The organism is Deinococcus terrestris, from assembly GCF_009377345.1.
Taxonomy (GTDB): domain Bacteria; phylum Deinococcota; class Deinococci; order Deinococcales; family Deinococcaceae; genus Deinococcus; species Deinococcus terrestris.
Genome location: NZ_WBSL01000001.1, coordinates 90,187 through 106,839 on the forward strand (window position 1 = coordinate 90,187; position 16,653 = coordinate 106,839).

Sequence of the window (16,653 nt, forward strand, 5' to 3'; positions counted from 1 at the left end):
CTACCTGCCCGCTCCCAACTGCCCCGCCAGCCACTCGGCCCCCTCGTCCACTGCCCCCGACGGCACCGCGTGGCCGCCGTCCCACCAGCGCAGGTCCTTTGGGCCGGAGACAGCGGCATACAGCCGCTCGGCCTGTTCAGGCCGGATCACCGGGTCGTGCCGCCCGTTCAGCATCAGCAGGGGGCGAGGTCCCAGCTTGCGGGCCGCCCGCAGGGGGTCGGCCACCGTCCGCGCCACCGCCGTGAGGGGGGTGCCGCCGGGCAGGTCGCCGCCCGCCGCGAGGACCACCGCCGCGACCTCCGGGCGTCCGGCGGCCAGCACGACCGACAGGAACGAGCCCAACGAGTACCCGACCACACCCACCCGACCGGCCTCGCCCCGCAGGAAGTCCACGCCCGCTCCCGCCTCCCGCAAGGCGAGCCGCCACAGCCGCGCGAGTTCCAGCGGGTTGCGCAGCGCCTGAAGCTCCAGCGGATTCCCGCGTGTGCCGTGCAGGGGGAGGTCGGGGGAGAGGGACGCCACTCCCCGGCGCAGCAGCGCCCGGCCCACCGCATCTGCCATCACGTCTCCGCGCGATGAAAAGCCGTGCAGCAGGAGGGCGGCGGGCTGGCCGGGGGCGGGTGCGCCGGGCCGCAGCCAGACGGCGGGCACCCTCTCGCCCCCGGCAGGGAAGGTCAGGCGGGTACGGGTGCCATCGGGAATGGACGTGGCGGCGCTCACCCGCCGAGGCTAAGGCCCCGGTCGCCGCGTGTCCGTGACCCCATTGCCCGAGTGGGTGGGCGGCGCGAGCACGTCCCCGGCGCTGACGCCCGGCGCAAGTGCCCCGTGCAGGATCAGGCTGAAGCGGTCCTGCCAGTCGCGCAGCACCTCGCGCTGGTCGCGGTGCCCGCCGTGCAGCAGCGCGAGCAGGCAGGCGTCCACCAGCAGGGCTCCCGCCATCCGGGTGTCCACCCCGTCACGCAGCACGCCCCGGTCGCGCATGGCGATCAGGACGGGTTCGACGAGGGCCACCAGCGTGACCGCCGTGGTCATCGCGTCCCGGTCGGCCTCCGCCTGGCCGTTCGCGGGCGGCCGCGCCCCCAGCACCGCCTGCCCCACCGCCCCGACGAGGTGGCGGTAGCGCACTCCCAGGTCGGCCATCCGGGCCGTGACCTGCGCCCACACCTGCTGCGGATTGGCCCCGGCCCGCAGGCGGGCGACCGCGTCGTCGCGGCTGGCCTGCACCGCCTTCTCGAAGTGGGCGAGCAGCATATGTACCTTGGAGGGGAAATAGCGGTAGAGGTTGGTGCGGCTGACATACGCGGCGCGGGCGATGTCCTGGGCGCTGACCTCGTCCAGCCCGCCCCGCGCGAACAGCTCGAACGCCACCCGCGCGATCCGCTCGCGCCGGGCTTCGTCCTGCTCGTGGCGGTCGACTTTCACGTCCCCCAGGGTAGCGTGCCCAACCTGACGGCGCCGTGTCGGGGCGTACCGCCACGCTGAGGGGGTCTTCATCTGGCTGGGGTCACCCGGCCCCCATTCCGCGCGGGCCGATGCACTATCCTGCCGGGCGTGCAGGTCCCCCCCGACAGCGGCCACGACGCCCTCAGTCCGGACGAACAGCGTCCGGTGTCTGTGCCCCGGCTTGCCCCCGACACGGACGACCACGGCATGTCCGAATTGCGGACCTTGATCGCCGACCGCCCCGAGGCCGAGCGGGAGGCGGTCGAGCGGGCCTACGTCTTCGCGCGGGACGCCCACGCCGGGGTTTCCCGCAAAAGCGGCGAGCCGTACATCACCCATCCGGTCGCGGTCGCGGTCATCCTGGCGCGGCTGGGCATGGACACCGAATCCCTGATGGCCGGACTGCTGCACGACACCGTCGAGGATGTGGACGGCGTGACCTTCGAGATCATTGAGCGCGAGTTCGGGGAAGGGGTGCGCCGCATCGTGGAGGGAGAGACGAAAGTCTCCAAGCTCTCCAAGCAAGGCAGCCAGCAGGCCGAGGTGCGCGACACCGGCCGCGACATGCAGGCCGAGAACCTGCGCCAGATGCTCGTCGCCATGACCGGGGACATCCGCATCATCGTGGTGAAGCTGGCCGACCGCCTCCACAACATGCGGACCCTCGGCTCGATGAAGCCCGAAAAGCAGGTCCGGATCGCCCGCGAGACGATGGAGATTTTTGCCCCCCTCGCGCACCGCCTCGGCATCGGGCAGATCAAGTGGGAACTCGAAGACCTCGCCTTCCAGTACCTCCAGCCGGACGCCTACGCCTACCTCCAGACCCGGCTGCGGACCCGGCAGGAGGAGCGGCAGCAGCTCATCGAACAGGCGGTCGAGCAACTGCGCGAGGCCCTGGAAGACGACCTCGAACTCCCCGAGTGGGTCAGTGACATCGACATCGCGGGCCGCAGCAAGCACCTCTGGAGCATCCACAACAAGATGCAAAAGGAGGGCAAGGCGCTCGAGCAGATTTTCGACCTCCTCGCCATCCGGGTGATGCTGACGCCAAAAGAGCTCACCATCCCCCCCGGCACCGACGAGAAGAGGCGCGAGCGGGCCGAGGAAACGCGCGAGAAACGCATCTGCTACCACACCGTTTCCATCGTGCATTCGATGTGGACGCCGCTGCCGGGCCGCTTCAAGGACTACATCGCGGTGCCCAAGCCCAACGGCTACCAGAGCCTGCACACCACCGTAATCAGCCAGAGCGGCCAGCCTATCGAGGTGCAGATTCGCTCCCGCCGGATGCACGAGGTCGCCGAGTACGGGGTCGCCGCCCACTGGATGTACAAGCAGGGGAGTGCCCTGGCGCAGCGCGACCGCGAGAACTGGATCGCGCAACTGCGCGAACTGCAAAACGAGATCAACGACGCCTCGGACTACATGGACGCGGTCAAGACCGACATCCTCTCGCAGCGGGTGCGGGTCTTCACGCCCAAGGGCCTGGCGATCAGCCTCCCAGCGGGCAGCACCCCGGTGGACTTCGCGTACCACATCCACACCCGCATCGGGGAGACGACGGTGGGGGCGCGGGTCAACGGCTCGATCGTGCCGCTGTCGCACAAGCTGCAAAACGGCGACATGGTCGAGATCGTGACCTCCAAAAACAGCAAGCCGAACCAGGGCTGGCTGAACTTCGTGGTGACGCGCTCGGCCCGCGCCAAGATTCGCCACTACTTCCGGCAGCAGGAGCGCGACGAGGCCCTGGAGCGCGGCCACGACCTGCTGGAGCGCTACCTGCGCAAGCGGCACCTGCCCGTGCGCCAACTGATGCGGACCAAGCTGCTCGAAGACGCCGCGCAAAAGCTGCTGGGCACCCGCAACCCCGACGACCTGTACCTCGCCCTGCACGCGGGCAAGCTGACCCCCAGCGTGGTGGGGCGGCTGCTCTCGCCCAGCCTCGCGCAGGAGCAGGCCGACGCGGTGGCCCGCCGCGCCGCGCCCTCGCCCCGGCCCCCCACGCCCGGCGGCGTCTACGTCGAGGGCCTGAGCACGACCACCAAGCTCGCCAACTGCTGCAATCCGATCCGGGGGGACCAGATCATGGGCTACCTGACGCGGGGGCGGGGGGTCAGCATCCACCGCATCGACTGCCCCAACATGATCCGGCTGCTCAAGGACGAACCCGAGCGCTGCGTGGCCGCCTCCTGGGATTCGGGCACGCCTGGAGGCACCATCGTGGACCTTGACGTGGTGGCCCCCGACCGGCAAGGCCTGCTGGCCGACGTGCTCGGGGCGATCGCCGCCGAGAAGCGCAGCCCGATGAAGATCGAGGCGGGGGTGGGGGCGGACGGCGTGGCCCACATCCTGCTGCGGCTGGCCGTGACCGGGCAGGCCGATCTGGAGACGGTGCGGGAAGCGGTTCGGCGGGTGCCGGGCATCACCGATGTGGTGAGGCTGGGGAAAAGTGGGGGGCGTGGCCGGGCGAGTGCTTGAGGCCGATGTGGTGAAGCATTTCAATCGGCTGCGACTGGGAAAGATGGCGATTGGAGCAGAATGGACCCCTCTCCTACAGGGAGAGGGGCGTTGCGAAGCAACGGGGTGAGGGGGCGTGTGACCAAGCTCTTCGCAATCAAGCCCCCGCTGACCGCCAATCACGGACGGCTGAGGGCCACCCCTACGCCCGCCGCAGCCAGCGCCCCAGCAGCAGCGGCGCTCCCTCGGCCGCGACCCAGACCAACGCGGCGTAGCGCAGCGCCCGCACGAGTGGCAGGTCGCTCAGACCCCCCAGCAGCGCCGCCAGCCCGAAATACACCGCGAAGACGATCAGCAGGCCCAGCAGGGCGACGATCAGCCGCCCGGCCCAGTCACGCGGCGGCTGGTAGGTCGGCCGCACGAACCAGAACCCCGCCGTGAGGCCCAGGGCGACCGCGTACTCGCGCGGCGTCCCGGCGGGCAGCAGGGCCGTGACCCCCAGGAACAGTGCCGGAATCAGCCAGCGGGCGGCCCCCGGCTGCGCGAAGTGCCCCCGTGCCGCGAGCGCCGCGAACGCCGCGCCCAGCCCCAGGCCGACGATCACGTCACTCGGGTAATGCACGTTCAGCGCCAGCCGCGAAAAGGCGATCAACCCGATCAGGACCAGGGCGACCACCCAGGCGCCGGGTCGGCCCATCTGCGCGGCGATGCCGCCCCAGAGGGTCGCCGCCATCTGGGTGTGCCCGCTGGGTAGGCCGGGGCCGCCCGCCGTGGCCCGCGCCGCCTCGCTCGCTGCCGCGCCGTTGTCAAAGGGGCGGGGCAGATCGAAGCCGAACTTCAGGGCCGTATTGACCAGATACGACAGCGCGAAGGCGACGCCCAGATTCCGCCCGCCCCAGGGATTGACCAGCCAGGTATAGAGCGCGAGGACGACGATAAAGACCTCGTCACGGCCGAGGTTCGTGACAGCCAACCAGAATGCTTCCATGCCCGCCTATTGTGACGCCTGCCGCGTTCCGGGGGGGCGGGGTCCGGGCCGCTACACTGGGGGTATGACGGTCTCCTCCCCCGACGTGCTGCACGCCGCGCCGCACCGCTCCGAGTCCGCGCTGGAGCTGCGCGGGATCACCAAACGCTTTCCCCTCGTGCTCGCCAACGACAACATCTCCATGAACGTGAAGTGGGGCAGCGTCCACGCCCTGTGCGGCGAGAACGGCGCGGGCAAAAGCACGCTGATGAAGATCGTGTACGGCGCCCAGCCCCCCACCTCCGGCGAGATCGTCGTGGACGGCGAGGTCGTGAACTTCACCGATCCCTCGCAGGCCATCGCGCGGGGCATCGGCATGGTGTTTCAGCACTTCATGCTGGTGGACACCCTGACCGTCACCGAGAACGTGATTCTGGGTGCCGAGCCGACCTCGGGCGGGGCCATCGACTATGCCTCGGCGCGGCGGCGGGTCGCGGAGCTGATCGCGCAGTTCGGCTTCGCGCTCAACCCCGACGCGCTCGTGGGGGACCTCCCGGTGGGCCTTCAGCAGAAGGTCGAGATTCTCAAGACCCTGTACCGGGGCGCCCGCATCCTGATTCTCGACGAGCCGACTGCCGTGCTGACTCCCAGCGAGACGGACGAGCTGTTCGACTTCCTGAAACACCAGTACGCGGCGAGCGGCAACGCCGTCATCTTCATCAGCCACAAGCTGCACGAGGTGCTGCACATCTCGGACACCATCTCGGTCATCCGCGACGGCAAGATGATCGGCACGATTCCCGCCCAGGGGGCCACCACTGAGACGCTCGCGCAGATGATGGTGGGCCGTGAGGTCAGCCTGCGCGTGCAAAAGGCCCCCGCCCAGCCCGGCGAGGTCGCGCTCGACGTGCGCGGCGTGAGCGTGGCGGGCGAGCACGGCTTCGCCGTGAAGAACGTGTCCTTTCAGGTTCGCGCGGGCGAGATCGTCGGGATAGCGGGCGTGGAGGGCAACGGCCAGAGCGAACTCGTGGAGGCGATCACCGGCCTGACCCCGGTCGCGGGCGGCGAGATCACCTACCTGGGCCGCCGGGCACACGGGGTGCGCGAGGTCGAGGCGTCCGGCCTCTCACACATCCCCGAGGACCGCAACGAGCGTGGGCTGGTGCTGGACATGACCACCGCCGAGAACTACATCCTGGGCGAGCACGACCGCGCCCCCTTCGCCGGGCCGATGGGTTTCCTGCGGCTGGACGTGATCGAGGAGAACGCCAGGCGCCTCAGCGAGCAGTACGACGTGCGCCCCCGCAGCCCCAGCCTGCGGGCCGGGCAGTATTCCGGCGGCAACGCCCAGAAGCTGATCGTGGCCCGCGAGATGCGCAAGGGGCCGAAGATTCTGGTCGCCTCGCAACCCACGCGCGGGGTGGACATCGGCGCCATCGAGTTCATCCACGCCCGCATCGTGGAGGCACGGGACCAGGGCCTCGCCGTGCTGCTGATCAGCGCTGACTTGGGCGAGGTCATGAACCTCTCCGACCGCATCTTGGTGATGTACGAGGGCGAGGTCGTGGGCGAGGTCCCCGCCAGCGAGGCCACCGAAACGGGCCTGGGCCTGCTGATGACCGGCAGCGGCGGCACGAGCGGCCGCAGCGGCGAGATCAGCGAGACGTTGCAAACGGGCGAACGCTAAGCGCGGAGGGGAAACAGAAAAAGGGCCGTCTCCGGAGTGGGGGTGGCCCTTCAAGTTCTCCTTACAGGCAGTCTACTACAGGGAAAACATAGTTGGACATCTGCACGCTGCCCAATACGCCTTGCGCATTCGTCGCTTGTACTCCCAGACGGGTATATCCCTTAATGGTCACATTGTTGACTGGAGTGACAATGATGGATTGGGGTTGGACACCGTTCAGGCTTTGTGGTGCAGTGAATCGGTTGATGGTGAATGGCAGAGTCGCACTTCCACCCGTGTTGGGGTTAACTTGATAGGTAGCAAGATTGCGGCCCTCGCCGTAATACTCGCCATAGGCCAGCAGATTCAAAGCACTCGTCCCAGCCAGCCAGTTAACATTCAGTTCCACATCAGTGTCCCGATTATCACAAATGACATAAGTACCTTTCGGAAGGGTACGTCCAGTCTCTGTGTCTCTCACGTCTGTTGCTAGTTGAAACTCGCTGCGAATTCCCCGATTGTTGTCAACTGCAGCCCCCCCACAACTCGCCAGCACCACGCTCATGCCGACCGCTCCCAACAGCATCTTTTTCATGCCTCTCACTCTCGCCTCCCAAACTGACTCGGGGGTGACTTTCTCTTGAGGGAACGTGAGGGCAGCACAAATCTTGGCGGGCGGGGTGACAGACGCCCCTGCTGAGGCCGTCAGGATGAAGCCATGAGCGATCTCATCCGTCCGCTGACCACCGCCCTCGCTGCCGCTGCCCTGCTGGCTGGGGGCGCGGTGGCCCAGACCGAACCGGCCCAGGCGGCCCCGGCACAGCCCGCTCAGGTCACGGCCGCCTCGGCCCCCACGCTGAGCCTGAGCCCAGCGGTGTCCGGCGAGCGCCGCTTCCTGACGCTGCCGGGCTTCGGGCGCGTGGCGTACTACGCCGACCCACGTGGCACTGGGCGCCCCCTGATCCTGACCCACTCGGTCAATGCGGCGGCGAGCGCCTATGAGATGAAGCCGCTGTGGGACGCCTACGCAGGCACCCGCCCCCTCTACGCGCTGGAGTGGCCCGGCTTCGGGAGCAGCGACCGCCCCGACATCGCCTACACCCCCGAGCTGATGGCCTCGGCGCTGACCGCACTGGTGGCGGAACTCGGGCAGGAGGTGGACGTGGTGGGCCTGAGCCTGGGCAGCGAGTTCGCGGCGCGGGCGGCCCTCGCAGAGCCGCGCATCCGGACCCTGGCCCTGATCAGCCCCAGCGGGTTGGGCGAACCTCGCAACGGCACCCAGGAGGCCAGCGAGCGCGACGGCGGCACCCGCCTCTACCGCACCCTGGACGCGGTGGGCACGCCCCTGTACGCCCTGTTGCGGACCCGGCCCAGCATCGAATACTTCCTGAGCCGCTCCTTCCGGGGGCCGGTGAACGAGGGGCTGGTGGCCTACAGTCTGGAAACGACTCGCCAGCCGGGAGCCAAGAACGCGCCCCTCTACTTCATCAGCGGGGTGCTGTTCACGCCGGACGCCTACCGCGACCTGTACAGCAAGCTCGGGGTGCCCGTGACCGTGCTGTACGACCAGGACGGCTTCGTGAGCTTCGAGCGGCTGCCCCTCTTCGACGCGCAGCCGAACGTGACGGCGGTGCGGATCGAGGGCACCGACGGCCTGCCGCACTTCGAGAAGCTGCCCGAGGTCCGGGCGGCGCTGGACGCCTTCTGGGCGGTGACCCGCTGAGCGGCAAGTTCGCCCACAAGCCCTCCGAGGACGTGTCACCATGCCCTCCATGACCGATGATGCCCACGCCCAGGCCAACGCCGATCAGGTCCTCCTGCTGCGCGAAGCCCTGGCGGTGGAGCTTCCCTCCATCCCTGCTGGTGCGGTGCCCGAGGAGTCCGCTCCCGCAGACGTTCCGGTCACCGCTCCGGAAGCCTCGCCTTAAGCAACCCGTTAGGGCCGGGACCTGCCCTCCGCCGGGGCCGTATGCTGCCGGGCAAATCCACCCCAGGAGGCCCCAGCATGACCCGAGACGAGCGCAACGACGAGAGCGGCACCAAGCAGAACGCGACCGGCGACATCCAGCCCGATACCGGCACGGACCTTACCGATCAGGAGGCCGCCAAGCTGAACGCCAACCCCGGCCGGGGGGCGCGGCAGGAGCCCGGCGCTGAGCCTTCTGACGAGTACGTCGAGGAACACGTCGAGCGGAGGGCGAGTGGCACGCCGGACATCCCGGACATTGACCCTGGCACCGGCAAGCCCTGAGTTCAGCCAATCCAAAAGGGAAGGTCCCACCCCGCCAGACGGCACGGGTGGGACCTTCCCTTTTGGAGTCAGGCTTCTGCTTGTCCGTCCAGAATCAGGGCATTTTTGACTGCAAAGAGGTAGTCCTCCTCCGAAAGTTCGTCCTTCTGCCCTTCCTCAATGAGTTGCCGCAGCCGGGCTTTCCTGACTTCGAGGTCTTCGTTGCTCTGGGGCGCGGTCTGATTCTGGGTGTCCATACGGGCATTGCAGCAGCGGGAGGTGAGGCGGGGGCGGCTGCCAGCCCAAGCGGCCTTGAGAAGAAGATGACGTGCATACAAGAAGCGGCCCCGCCCTTGCCTGTTGGGCGGGGCCGCTGTACTGGGCCTTACTTCACGACGATATTGATGATCCGCCCCGGCACGTAGATCTCCTTCACCGTCGCCTTGCCCTCCACGAAGCGGGCCACTTCGGGGTTGGCGCGGGCGGCGGCCAGGGCTTCTTCCTGGGTGGCCGTCTTGGAAATCTCGACCTGACCACGCACCTTGCCGCTGACCTGCACGCCGACCGTCACGGTATCGCGGGTGGCGGCGGCCTCGTCCACCTCGGGCCAGGACTGGACATGGACGCTGCCCGCCCCGCCGCGCTCGGTCCAAATTTCCTCCGCGATGTGGGGCACGATGGGGGCCAGCATCCGGTTAAAGATATCCAGCGCCTCCTCCCAGGCAGGGGTCCCGAAGACGGGCGAGCGCTTGGCCTTGACCAGCGTGTTCGTCAGTTCCATCAGCGAGGCGACGATGGTGTTGAAGCTCAGGCGGTCGAAGTCGCCCGTCACCTTTTTCAGGGTGGAATGGACCCCGTAGCGCAGGTCGGCTTCGGTGACCTTCTCCTCCGGCCCGACCGCCTTCTCGTCAAAGTACAGCGCCCAGACGCGGCTCAGCCACTTGGCGGGGCCGTTGATGCCCTGCGGGTCCCAGGGGCCGCCCAGCTCCCAGGGGGCGATGAACATCAGGTAGGTGCGGACCGTGTCCACGCCGTACTCGCGCACCAGGTCGTCTGGGTCGACCACGTTGCCCCGGCTCTTGCTCATCTTGTCGCCGTCCTCGCCCAGGATCATGCCCTGGTTGCGCAGCCACTTGAACGGCTCGCTTTGCGTGGTCAGGCCCATGTCGCGCATCACCTTGGTCCAGAACCGCGAGTACAGCAGGTGCAAAATCGCGTGCTCGATGCCGCCCGTGTACAGGTCGACGGGCAGCAGCCCGGCCTGGGCGGGGTCGAAGGGATGCGCCTCGTCGTGCGGCGACAGGTAGCGGTACATGTACCAGCTCGAATCCACGAAGGTGTCCATCGTGTCCGTGTCGCGCTCGGCGGGGCCACCGCACACCGGGCAGGTCGTGGCCGTCCACTCGCGGTCCAGCTTTAGCGGACTCTGGCCGGTGGGGGTAAACTCGACATTCTCGGGCAGCCGGACGGGCAGCTCCTCCGCCGGGACCGGCTGTGCCCCGTGCTCGGCGCAGTAGACGATGGGGATGGGCGTGCCCCAGTAACGCTGGCGCGAGACCAGCCAGTCGCGCAGGCGGTAGGTCGTGCGGGCCTGTGCCACGCCCCGAGCCTCCAGCCGCTCGATAATCTGGCCGATGCTGGCCTTACCGCCCGGCAACCCATCAAACTCGCCGGAATTCACGATCAGGCCCTCCCCGACGTAGGGTTCCTGTGGGTTCTCGCCCATGCCCTCCCCGCCCTCCGGCCGGATGACCTCGCGGATGGGCAGCCCGAATTTCTGCGCGAAGGCGAAGTCGCGCTCGTCGTGGGCGGGCACGGCCATGATCGAGCCCGTGCCGTAGGTCACCAGCACGTAGTCCGCGACCCAGATGGGCAACGGCTCGCCGCTGACGGGGTGGGTCGCGTAGCTTCCGGTGAACACGCCCGTCTTCTCGCCCTCCTGCTGGCGCTCCACGTCGGTCTTGCGGCCCGCTGCCTCGACGTAGGCCCGCACGGCGCCCTCCTGCTCGGGGGTGGTCAGCGCCCCCACCTTGGCGTGCTCGGGGGCCAGCACCAGGAAGGTCGCGCCCATCAGGGTGTCGGGGCGGGTGGTAAAGACCGTCTCCGGCCCGGCAGGGGTGGGGAAGGTCACCTCCGCGCCCACCGACTTGCCGATCCAGTTGGTCTGCATCAGCCGGACGCGCTCGGGCATGTCGGTGTCCGAGAAGTCCAGCAGTTCCTCGGCGTAATCGGTGATCTTCAGGTACCACTGGCTCAGGTTGCGCCGCTCGACCGGGGTGCCGCAGCGCTCGCACGACCCGTTCACGACCTGCTCGTTCGCCAGTACAGTCTGGTCCTTGGGGCACCAGTTCACCAGCCCGCCCTTCTTGTAGGCCAGGCCGCGCCGGAAGAACTCGGTGAAGAACCACTGGTTCCAGCGGTAGTACTCGGGGTCGCAGGTGGCAAAGCTGCGGCTCCAGTCGATCATCGTGCCCATGCGCCGGAACTGCCCGGTCATGTGCTCGATGTTGGAATACGTCCACTGCGCCGGGTCGCGCCCGTGCTTGATCGCCGCGTTCTCGGCGGGCAGGCCGAAGGCGTCGAAGCCCATCGGAAACAGCACGTTGTAGCCGCGCATCCGCATCCAGCGGGCGCGGGCGTCGGGGGCGACGTTGGCGTACCAGTGACCGATGTGCAGGTTCCCGGAGGGGTAGGGGAACATGGTCAGCGCGTAGTGCTTGGTCTTGGAAGGGTCCTCGCGAAAGGTGTACAGCCCCTCCGCCTCCCACCGCTCCTGCCACTTGGGTTCGGCGGCGTGGGGGTTGTAACGCTCGGCGCGGGGTTCCTGAATGTCGGGTTTCTGGGTGGGTTCGGTGGTCATGGACAGGCTCCTTGGAAGGCGGTCAGGCCAAAAAATCGCCCCGGCTCAGACGCAGCCGGGGACACACGCGCAAGCTTTGGGCTAGGCGAGGTGTCCCCAGAGGCTAAGCGCAGAGCGGATCATGGGGTCAGTGTAATACGGATCGGGCCTCCGGGGGCCAGAGTCACGGGGCCAGCCGCGCCACCATATCCACCCGGTCCAACCCCGGCCCGTACCCGTCCGGCACCCGCCGCACCTCCCGGAAGCCGGAGCGGGCGAAGAAGGGGGCGCTGTGCTGCGACGTGTCGAGGTGGATTTCGGTGGCCCCCAGCGCCCGCAGCCGCTTCAGCCGAAACTGGAGGAGCGCCGAGCCGTACCCCCGGCGGTGGGCTTTCCGCGCGACCATGCCCCAGCTCAGGCCCGCCGGACGCCCGCTGTTCTGGGGATCCAGCCACACGCCGCCGCAGGCCATGACCTGCCCCCGGTGCTCCAGGACGAAGTATTCCCCGTACTCGCCGGAGTCGAAGGGCTGCCCCAGCCATTGCCCGAACTCCGCCCGCTCGTGCGGGAGAAAGAACTCGGGCATGTTGGAGTCAAAGAGAGCCAGGCAAGCGGCGCGGTCCTCCGGTTGAAAGGGGCGGATGGACATTTCGGCAGCGTAGGTCACCCCGCGCCCCGTCAGTACTGCCGCCCGAAGATCACCCGCTTGTCATACGCCCCCGGCTGCCCGCAGCGCACGCAGGGGCCGCTTTCCTTCTCGGCGAAGAACTCCGCGTCGTCGAGGGGCACGTTGCGGGCGGTCGCCTTGGTGTCCTCCTTGATCGCCTTCTCGCACTCGGGCTGCCCGCAGTGGTGCGCCCGGACCCAGTTCCCGTCCTCGATGGCCTGCCGGAAGGTGCCGTAATCGTCCGCCGTCACCGTGTGCGAGAGCATGAAGTCGGTCGCGCGGGTGAGCAGCCAGTCGTGGACGGCGTCCAGGCGGGCCGCCATGCCCGAAACCGCCTCGGCGCGGCTCAGCGTCTCCTTCTCCTCGCTGTGGCGGTTCTTGACGACGACCACGCCCGCCTCCAGGTCACGCGGCCCCAGCTCGATGCGGACGGGCACGCCCTTGAGTTCCCAGTCGTTGTACTTGAAGCCGTTGGTCACGCCGTCGCGCTTGTCCACCTTGACGCGCAGGCCCCCGGCGCGAAGTTCGGCCGCCAACTTCTCGCCTTCCTCCACCATCTGGTCGAAGTTGTCCTTGCGGCCCACCGGAATCACCACGACCTGAATGGGCGCGATGCGCGGCGGCATGATCAGCCCAAAGTCGTCGCCGTGCGTCATGATGATCGCCCCGATAATCCGGCTGGAAATCGCCCACGACGTGGTGTGCGCGTACTCCTCTTTTTGCTCGCGGGTCTGGAACTTCACGTCGAAGGCCCGGGAGAAGTTTTGCCCCAGGTAATGGCTGGTGCCCGATTGCAGCGCCTTGCCGTCGCGCATCATCCCCTCAATGGAGTAGGTGGCGACCGCCCCGGCAAATCGCTCGGAGGCCGTCTTCTCGCCGCGCACGACGGGGAGTGCGAGCACATCGCGGCAGAACTCGTGGTAAAGGTCAAGCTGCTGGCGGACCTCGGCGCGGGCTTCCGCCTCATCCGCGTGGGCGGTGTGCCCCTCGTGCCAGAAAAACTCGGAGGTCCGCAGGAAGGCCTTGGTCCGCAGCTCGGCGCGGAACACGCTGCCCCACTGGTAGTGCAGGAAGGGGAGGTCGCGGTAGGAGTTCAGCCACCCCGCCCACATGTGCCCGATGATGGTTTCACTGGTGGGGCGCATCACGTAGGGCTCGGCCAGTTCCTCGGTGCCGATCTTGCTCACGGTGAACAGCTCGGGTGCAAAGCCCTCCACGTGGTCGGCTTCCTTGGTGATAAAGCCCATCGGAATCAGGGTAGGGAAGATCAGCGACTCGTGCCCGGTCGCCTTGAAGCGGTCGTCGAGCCAGCGCTGAATGTTCTCCCACAGCGCCGTGCCGTAGGGCCGCACGACCATCGCGCCCGCGACGGGGGAGTTGTCGGCCAGGTCTGCCTTCTTGACGACCTCATTGTACCAGTCGTTGAAGTCTGCGCTCTGGGGCGTCACGCCGTATTGCTGCGCCTTCTTGTCCTGCTTGCCGCCGTCTTTCGTCATCGCCCGACAGCATAGTGGGCCGGGGCGTATGCCGCAGAGGGCCAGGTGGCCTAGAGCGGGACCGAGTGGAGGGAGATGTGGCGCTGGACAGTCCTCACGGCCCCCACGCGGCCCGCCCGGAGGTCTTCCAGCGCGGCTTGCGCGTCGGGCAGCAGGGGAGAGGGCCATTCGTCCAGCGCACACCACGCCAGGGTGCTGAGTTCCTGTGGAGCGGCCAGGGTGGGTTCACCGGAGACGATCCGCCCCGCGAACACATACGCCTGAATGTCCGGCCAGCCCCCGCCCTGAAGCAGGTAGAGGCCCACGACCCCCTCGAGCGCGACCTCCATCCCCACCTCCTCCTGCGTCTCCCGCATGGCGGCCCCCAGAGGTGTCTCGCCAGGGTCCACGACGCCACCGGGCAGGCCCCAGAACTGGCCCCCGTAGGCCTGCCGGACCAGCAGCGCCTCGCCCCGCCCGTTGGTGAGGAGGACGGCGGCGCACTGTCGCGGCTGAGGGTGGCTCATGACGGCGAGCATACCGGGGTCGCCGAATGACGGTTCGCCCAATGTTCGGTGCCCTGGCATGCACCGTCCTGTCATGTGCCGCGCACGGCGGACGGCCTACGCTGGCCCCATGACCCAGAACGACGCCGGAGAGATCACCCGCCGCATTGAGCAGGACCTGCGCGAGCGCCTGGAAGCCCAGGGCGAGCATATGCAGGTCAAGGACGTGAACGGCGAGCATGTCGGCACCGTGGACCACGTGGAGGGCGACCAGCTCAAGCTAACCCGCACCGACAGCCCCGACGGGCAGCACCACTACGTTCCCCTCTCCCAGGTGGAGAGCATGGACGACGTGGCGGTGTATCTGAACGTCGAACGCAGCGCCGTGCAGTAAAAGCATCTGTCACCTGGGGCGGTGGGGACGACCTCACCGCCCTGTTTCCCAACCTGCTGGAATCGGTTCCACCCTGACCCTATCCTGGGGGCGTGCCTGCCCCCGGTTTCCCCACTCTGCCCCTCGCCGCCTTCACCGACGAGCGCGACGCCGACACGTTCTCGCTGCGGCTGGAGCGGTATGGGGACGATCTGCTGGCGAGCCTGCGGGCGGTGTATGGGGACGACCTGGGCGATCTCCCGGCGCGGCTGCTGGAGGTGCTCACACGCGGCTTCCGGGACCGCCCTACCGACCTGCGGCGATTGGACGAGGCCCGGCTGCTGCGCCCCGACTGGCTGCAAGGGCCGGAGATGGTGGGCTACGTCGCCTACGCGGACCGCTTCGCTGGAACGCTGGCGGGGGTGGGCGAACGGCTGGACTATCTGGAGGGCCTGGGCGTCCGCTACTTCCACCTGATGCCGCTGCTAAGGCCCCGTGAGGGCGAGAACGACGGCGGCTACGCGGTGGCCGACTACCGGGCGGTGCGGCCCGACCTGGGGACGATGGACGACCTCGCCGAGCTGGCGCGGGGGCTGCGGGGCCGGGGCATCAGCCTCGTGCTGGACCTCGTGCTCAACCACGTCGCCCGCGAGCATGACTGGGCGGAGCGGGCGCGGGTGGGCGAGGAGAAGTACCGCGCCTATTTCCACATCCACCCCGACCGCACCCTGCCCGACCTCTACGAGCGCACGCTGCCGGAGGTCTTTCCCGACTTCGCGCCCGGCAACTTCACCTGGGACGACGGGGCGGGGGGGTGGGTCTGGACCACCTTCAACGCCTACCAGTGGGACCTGAACTGGGGCAATCCGGACGTGTGGCTGGAGTTCGTGGACCTGATCCTGTTCCTGGCGAATCAGGGGGTGGAGGTCTTCCGACTGGACGCCATCGCCTTCCTGTGGAAGCGGCTGGGCACGGCCTGTCAGAACGAGCCGGAGGTCCACCACCTGACGCGGGCGCTGCGGGCGGCGGCCCGGATCGTGGCCCCGGCGGTCGCGTTCAAGGCCGAGGCCATCGTCGCCCCCGCCGAGCTGATGGGGTACCTGGGGCGCGGCGTACACCACGGGCGCGTCTCGGACATGGCCTACCACAACAGCCTGATGGTGCAGCTCTGGTCCAGCCTGGCGAGCCGCGACACCCGCCTCTTTGCCGAGGCGCTGCGGGCTTTCCCGCCCAAGCCGACGAACACGACCTGGGGCGTCTATGTCCGCTGCCACGACGACATCGGCTGGGCGATCTCCGACGAGGACGCCGGCCGCGCGGGGCTAGGTGGTGCAGCACACCGCCACTTTCTCTCTGACTTCTACAGCGGCGAGTTTCCGGGGTCCTTCGCGCGGGGGCTGGTCTTCCAGCACAATCCGCAGACGGGGGACCGCCGCATCAGCGGGTCAGCGGCCAGCCTCGCCGGACTGGAAGCGGCGCTGGAGGCCGGGGACGCGGGCCGGGTGGACGACGCGGTGCGGCGCCTGCTGCTGCTGCACGCCGTCATCCTGGGCTTCGGCGGGGTGCCATTGCTGTATATGGGGGACGAGCTGGCGCTGCTCAACGACCACGGCTACGCCGACGTGCCCGACCACGCCGCCGACAACCGCTGGGTGCATCGCCCCCGCATGGACTGGGAGTTGGCGGAGCGGGTGCCGAGCGAGCCGGACACCCCGGCGGGCCGGGTCAATGCGGGGCTGCGGCACCTGATCGCCACCCGGCAGAGCCTGCCCCACCTGCACGCCAGCGTGGAGAGCGGGCCGATGCCCAGCCCCGACCACCGCATGCTGCTGCTGCGGCGCGACCATCCCCTCGGCGTGATGGTGCAGGCTTACAACTTCAGCGAGGCCGAGGTCGTGTTGCCCGCCTGGGCCTTGCGCGAGGTGCTGGGCGCGGAGGCGGTGGACGCGCTGACCGGGAGTCGCCTGCACCTTGACCGTCCTACGCTGCGGCTGGAGGGGTACCGGGCGCTGTGGCTGATGGCGACTTGA

16 protein-coding genes are annotated in these 16,653 nt (G+C 68.6%); 7 read left to right on the top strand and 9 right to left on the bottom strand.

Annotated features, from left to right (window positions below):
• Together F8S09_RS00515 and F8S09_RS00520 are read right to left on the bottom strand one after the other, a co-directional pair.
• The gene (locus F8S09_RS00515) at positions 1–720 is read right to left on the bottom strand and encodes an alpha/beta hydrolase (protein ID WP_322618381.1); all 720 of its coding nucleotides are present in this window, start codon (positions 718–720) and stop codon (positions 1–3) included.
• A gap of 9 nt (positions 721–729) precedes the next feature.
• Positions 730–1,422, bottom strand: a complete 693-nt coding sequence (locus F8S09_RS00520) for a TetR/AcrR family transcriptional regulator (RefSeq protein WP_322618382.1) — start codon at positions 1,420–1,422, stop codon at positions 730–732.
• Between the two features lie 228 nt (positions 1,423–1,650).
• Between F8S09_RS00520 and F8S09_RS00525 the strand changes: the two genes are divergently transcribed.
• A complete protein-coding gene (locus tag F8S09_RS00525; RefSeq protein WP_152869805.1) occupies positions 1,651–3,921 on the top strand; it encodes a RelA/SpoT family protein in 2,271 nt (756 codons plus the stop codon).
• A gap of 181 nt (positions 3,922–4,102) precedes the next feature.
• Here the strand turns inward: F8S09_RS00525 and F8S09_RS00530 are convergent, their stop codons facing one another.
• Positions 4,103–4,888: a phosphatase PAP2 family protein gene (locus tag F8S09_RS00530; protein WP_152868041.1), complete on the bottom strand. Its 786-nt coding sequence runs from the start codon at positions 4,886–4,888 to the stop codon at positions 4,103–4,105.
• A 64-nt stretch (positions 4,889–4,952) separates the two neighbouring features.
• Between F8S09_RS00530 and F8S09_RS00535 the strand changes: the two genes are divergently transcribed.
• Entirely contained in the window at positions 4,953–6,554 is a 1,602-nt protein-coding gene (locus F8S09_RS00535; protein WP_152868043.1) for an ABC transporter ATP-binding protein, read from the top strand.
• Between the two features lie 61 nt (positions 6,555–6,615).
• Here the strand turns inward: F8S09_RS00535 and F8S09_RS00540 are convergent, their stop codons facing one another.
• Positions 6,616–7,128, bottom strand: a complete 513-nt coding sequence (locus F8S09_RS00540) for a hypothetical protein (protein ID WP_152868045.1) — start codon at positions 7,126–7,128, stop codon at positions 6,616–6,618.
• Positions 7,129–7,251: 123 nt separating this feature from the next.
• On the opposite strand from F8S09_RS00540, the gene F8S09_RS00545 reads away from it, so the two are divergent.
• From F8S09_RS00545 to F8S09_RS00550, 3 genes are all read left to right on the top strand, one after another.
• Entirely contained in the window at positions 7,252–8,256 is a 1,005-nt protein-coding gene (locus F8S09_RS00545) for an alpha/beta fold hydrolase (RefSeq protein ID WP_152868047.1), read from the top strand.
• A 49-nt stretch (positions 8,257–8,305) separates the two neighbouring features.
• On the top strand, positions 8,306–8,461 hold the full coding sequence (locus F8S09_RS17530; protein WP_194165175.1) for a hypothetical protein: 156 nt from the start codon (positions 8,306–8,308) through the stop codon (positions 8,459–8,461).
• 77 nt (positions 8,462–8,538) lie between these two features.
• Complete coding sequence (locus F8S09_RS00550; protein ID WP_152868049.1) at positions 8,539–8,784, top strand: hypothetical protein; 246 nt, start codon at positions 8,539–8,541, stop codon at positions 8,782–8,784.
• A 68-nt stretch (positions 8,785–8,852) separates the two neighbouring features.
• Here F8S09_RS00550 and F8S09_RS17535 read toward each other — a convergent pair whose 3' ends face one another.
• The 5 genes from F8S09_RS17535 to F8S09_RS00570 all read right to left on the bottom strand — a co-directional run bounded on the left by F8S09_RS17535 (position 8,853) and on the right by F8S09_RS00570 (position 14,271).
• Complete coding sequence (locus tag F8S09_RS17535; RefSeq protein ID WP_194165176.1) at positions 8,853–9,020, bottom strand: hypothetical protein; 168 nt, start codon at positions 9,018–9,020, stop codon at positions 8,853–8,855.
• A gap of 128 nt (positions 9,021–9,148) precedes the next feature.
• A complete protein-coding gene (leuS, locus tag F8S09_RS00555; protein ID WP_152868051.1) occupies positions 9,149–11,623 on the bottom strand; it encodes a leucine--tRNA ligase in 2,475 nt (824 codons plus the stop codon).
• Between the two features lie 163 nt (positions 11,624–11,786).
• Positions 11,787–12,251, bottom strand: a complete 465-nt coding sequence (locus tag F8S09_RS00560; protein ID WP_152868054.1) for a GNAT family N-acetyltransferase — start codon at positions 12,249–12,251, stop codon at positions 11,787–11,789.
• 29 nt (positions 12,252–12,280) lie between these two features.
• Positions 12,281–13,765: a proline--tRNA ligase gene (gene proS / locus F8S09_RS00565; RefSeq protein WP_152868056.1), complete on the bottom strand. Its 1,485-nt coding sequence runs from the start codon at positions 13,763–13,765 to the stop codon at positions 12,281–12,283.
• Between the two features lie 50 nt (positions 13,766–13,815).
• Positions 13,816–14,271, bottom strand: a complete 456-nt coding sequence (locus tag F8S09_RS00570) for an NUDIX hydrolase (RefSeq protein WP_152868058.1) — start codon at positions 14,269–14,271, stop codon at positions 13,816–13,818.
• A gap of 109 nt (positions 14,272–14,380) precedes the next feature.
• On the opposite strand from F8S09_RS00570, the gene F8S09_RS00575 reads away from it, so the two are divergent.
• Together F8S09_RS00575 and F8S09_RS00580 are read left to right on the top strand one after the other, a co-directional pair.
• Positions 14,381–14,644 (top strand): DUF2171 domain-containing protein, encoded by a 264-nt coding sequence (locus F8S09_RS00575; RefSeq protein WP_194165177.1) that lies wholly within the window; start codon positions 14,381–14,383, stop codon positions 14,642–14,644.
• A gap of 92 nt (positions 14,645–14,736) precedes the next feature.
• Positions 14,737–16,653 carry an alpha-amylase family protein gene (locus F8S09_RS00580; RefSeq protein WP_322618383.1) on the top strand — a complete coding sequence of 639 codons (1,917 nt, stop codon included), beginning with the start codon at positions 14,737–14,739 and terminating at the stop codon, positions 16,651–16,653.

Excerpts from the sequence above, each read along its gene's own strand:
- F8S09_RS00525 (WP_152869805.1), top strand. The coding sequence starts at position 1,651 with ATGTCCGAATTGCGGACCTTGATCGCCGACCGCCCCGAGGCCGAGCGG.
- F8S09_RS00530 (WP_152868041.1), bottom strand. The coding sequence starts at position 4,888 with ATGGAAGCATTCTGGTTGGCTGTCACGAACCTCGGCCGTGACGAGGTC.
- F8S09_RS00535 (WP_152868043.1), top strand. The coding sequence starts at position 4,953 with ATGACGGTCTCCTCCCCCGACGTGCTGCACGCCGCGCCGCACCGCTCC.
- F8S09_RS00540 (WP_152868045.1), bottom strand. The coding sequence starts at position 7,128 with ATGAAAAAGATGCTGTTGGGAGCGGTCGGCATGAGCGTGGTGCTGGCG.
- F8S09_RS00545 (WP_152868047.1), top strand. The coding sequence starts at position 7,252 with ATGAGCGATCTCATCCGTCCGCTGACCACCGCCCTCGCTGCCGCTGCC.
- F8S09_RS17530 (WP_194165175.1), top strand. The coding sequence starts at position 8,306 with ATGACCGATGATGCCCACGCCCAGGCCAACGCCGATCAGGTCCTCCTG.
- F8S09_RS00550 (WP_152868049.1), top strand. The coding sequence starts at position 8,539 with ATGACCCGAGACGAGCGCAACGACGAGAGCGGCACCAAGCAGAACGCG.
- F8S09_RS17535 (WP_194165176.1), bottom strand. The coding sequence starts at position 9,020 with ATGGACACCCAGAATCAGACCGCGCCCCAGAGCAACGAAGACCTCGAA.
- leuS (WP_152868051.1), bottom strand. The coding sequence starts at position 11,623 with ATGACCACCGAACCCACCCAGAAACCCGACATTCAGGAACCCCGCGCC.
- F8S09_RS00560 (WP_152868054.1), bottom strand. The coding sequence starts at position 12,251 with ATGTCCATCCGCCCCTTTCAACCGGAGGACCGCGCCGCTTGCCTGGCT.
- proS (WP_152868056.1), bottom strand. The coding sequence starts at position 13,765 with ATGACGAAAGACGGCGGCAAGCAGGACAAGAAGGCGCAGCAATACGGC.
- F8S09_RS00570 (WP_152868058.1), bottom strand. The coding sequence starts at position 14,271 with ATGAGCCACCCTCAGCCGCGACAGTGCGCCGCCGTCCTCCTCACCAAC.
- F8S09_RS00575 (WP_194165177.1), top strand. The coding sequence starts at position 14,381 with ATGACCCAGAACGACGCCGGAGAGATCACCCGCCGCATTGAGCAGGAC.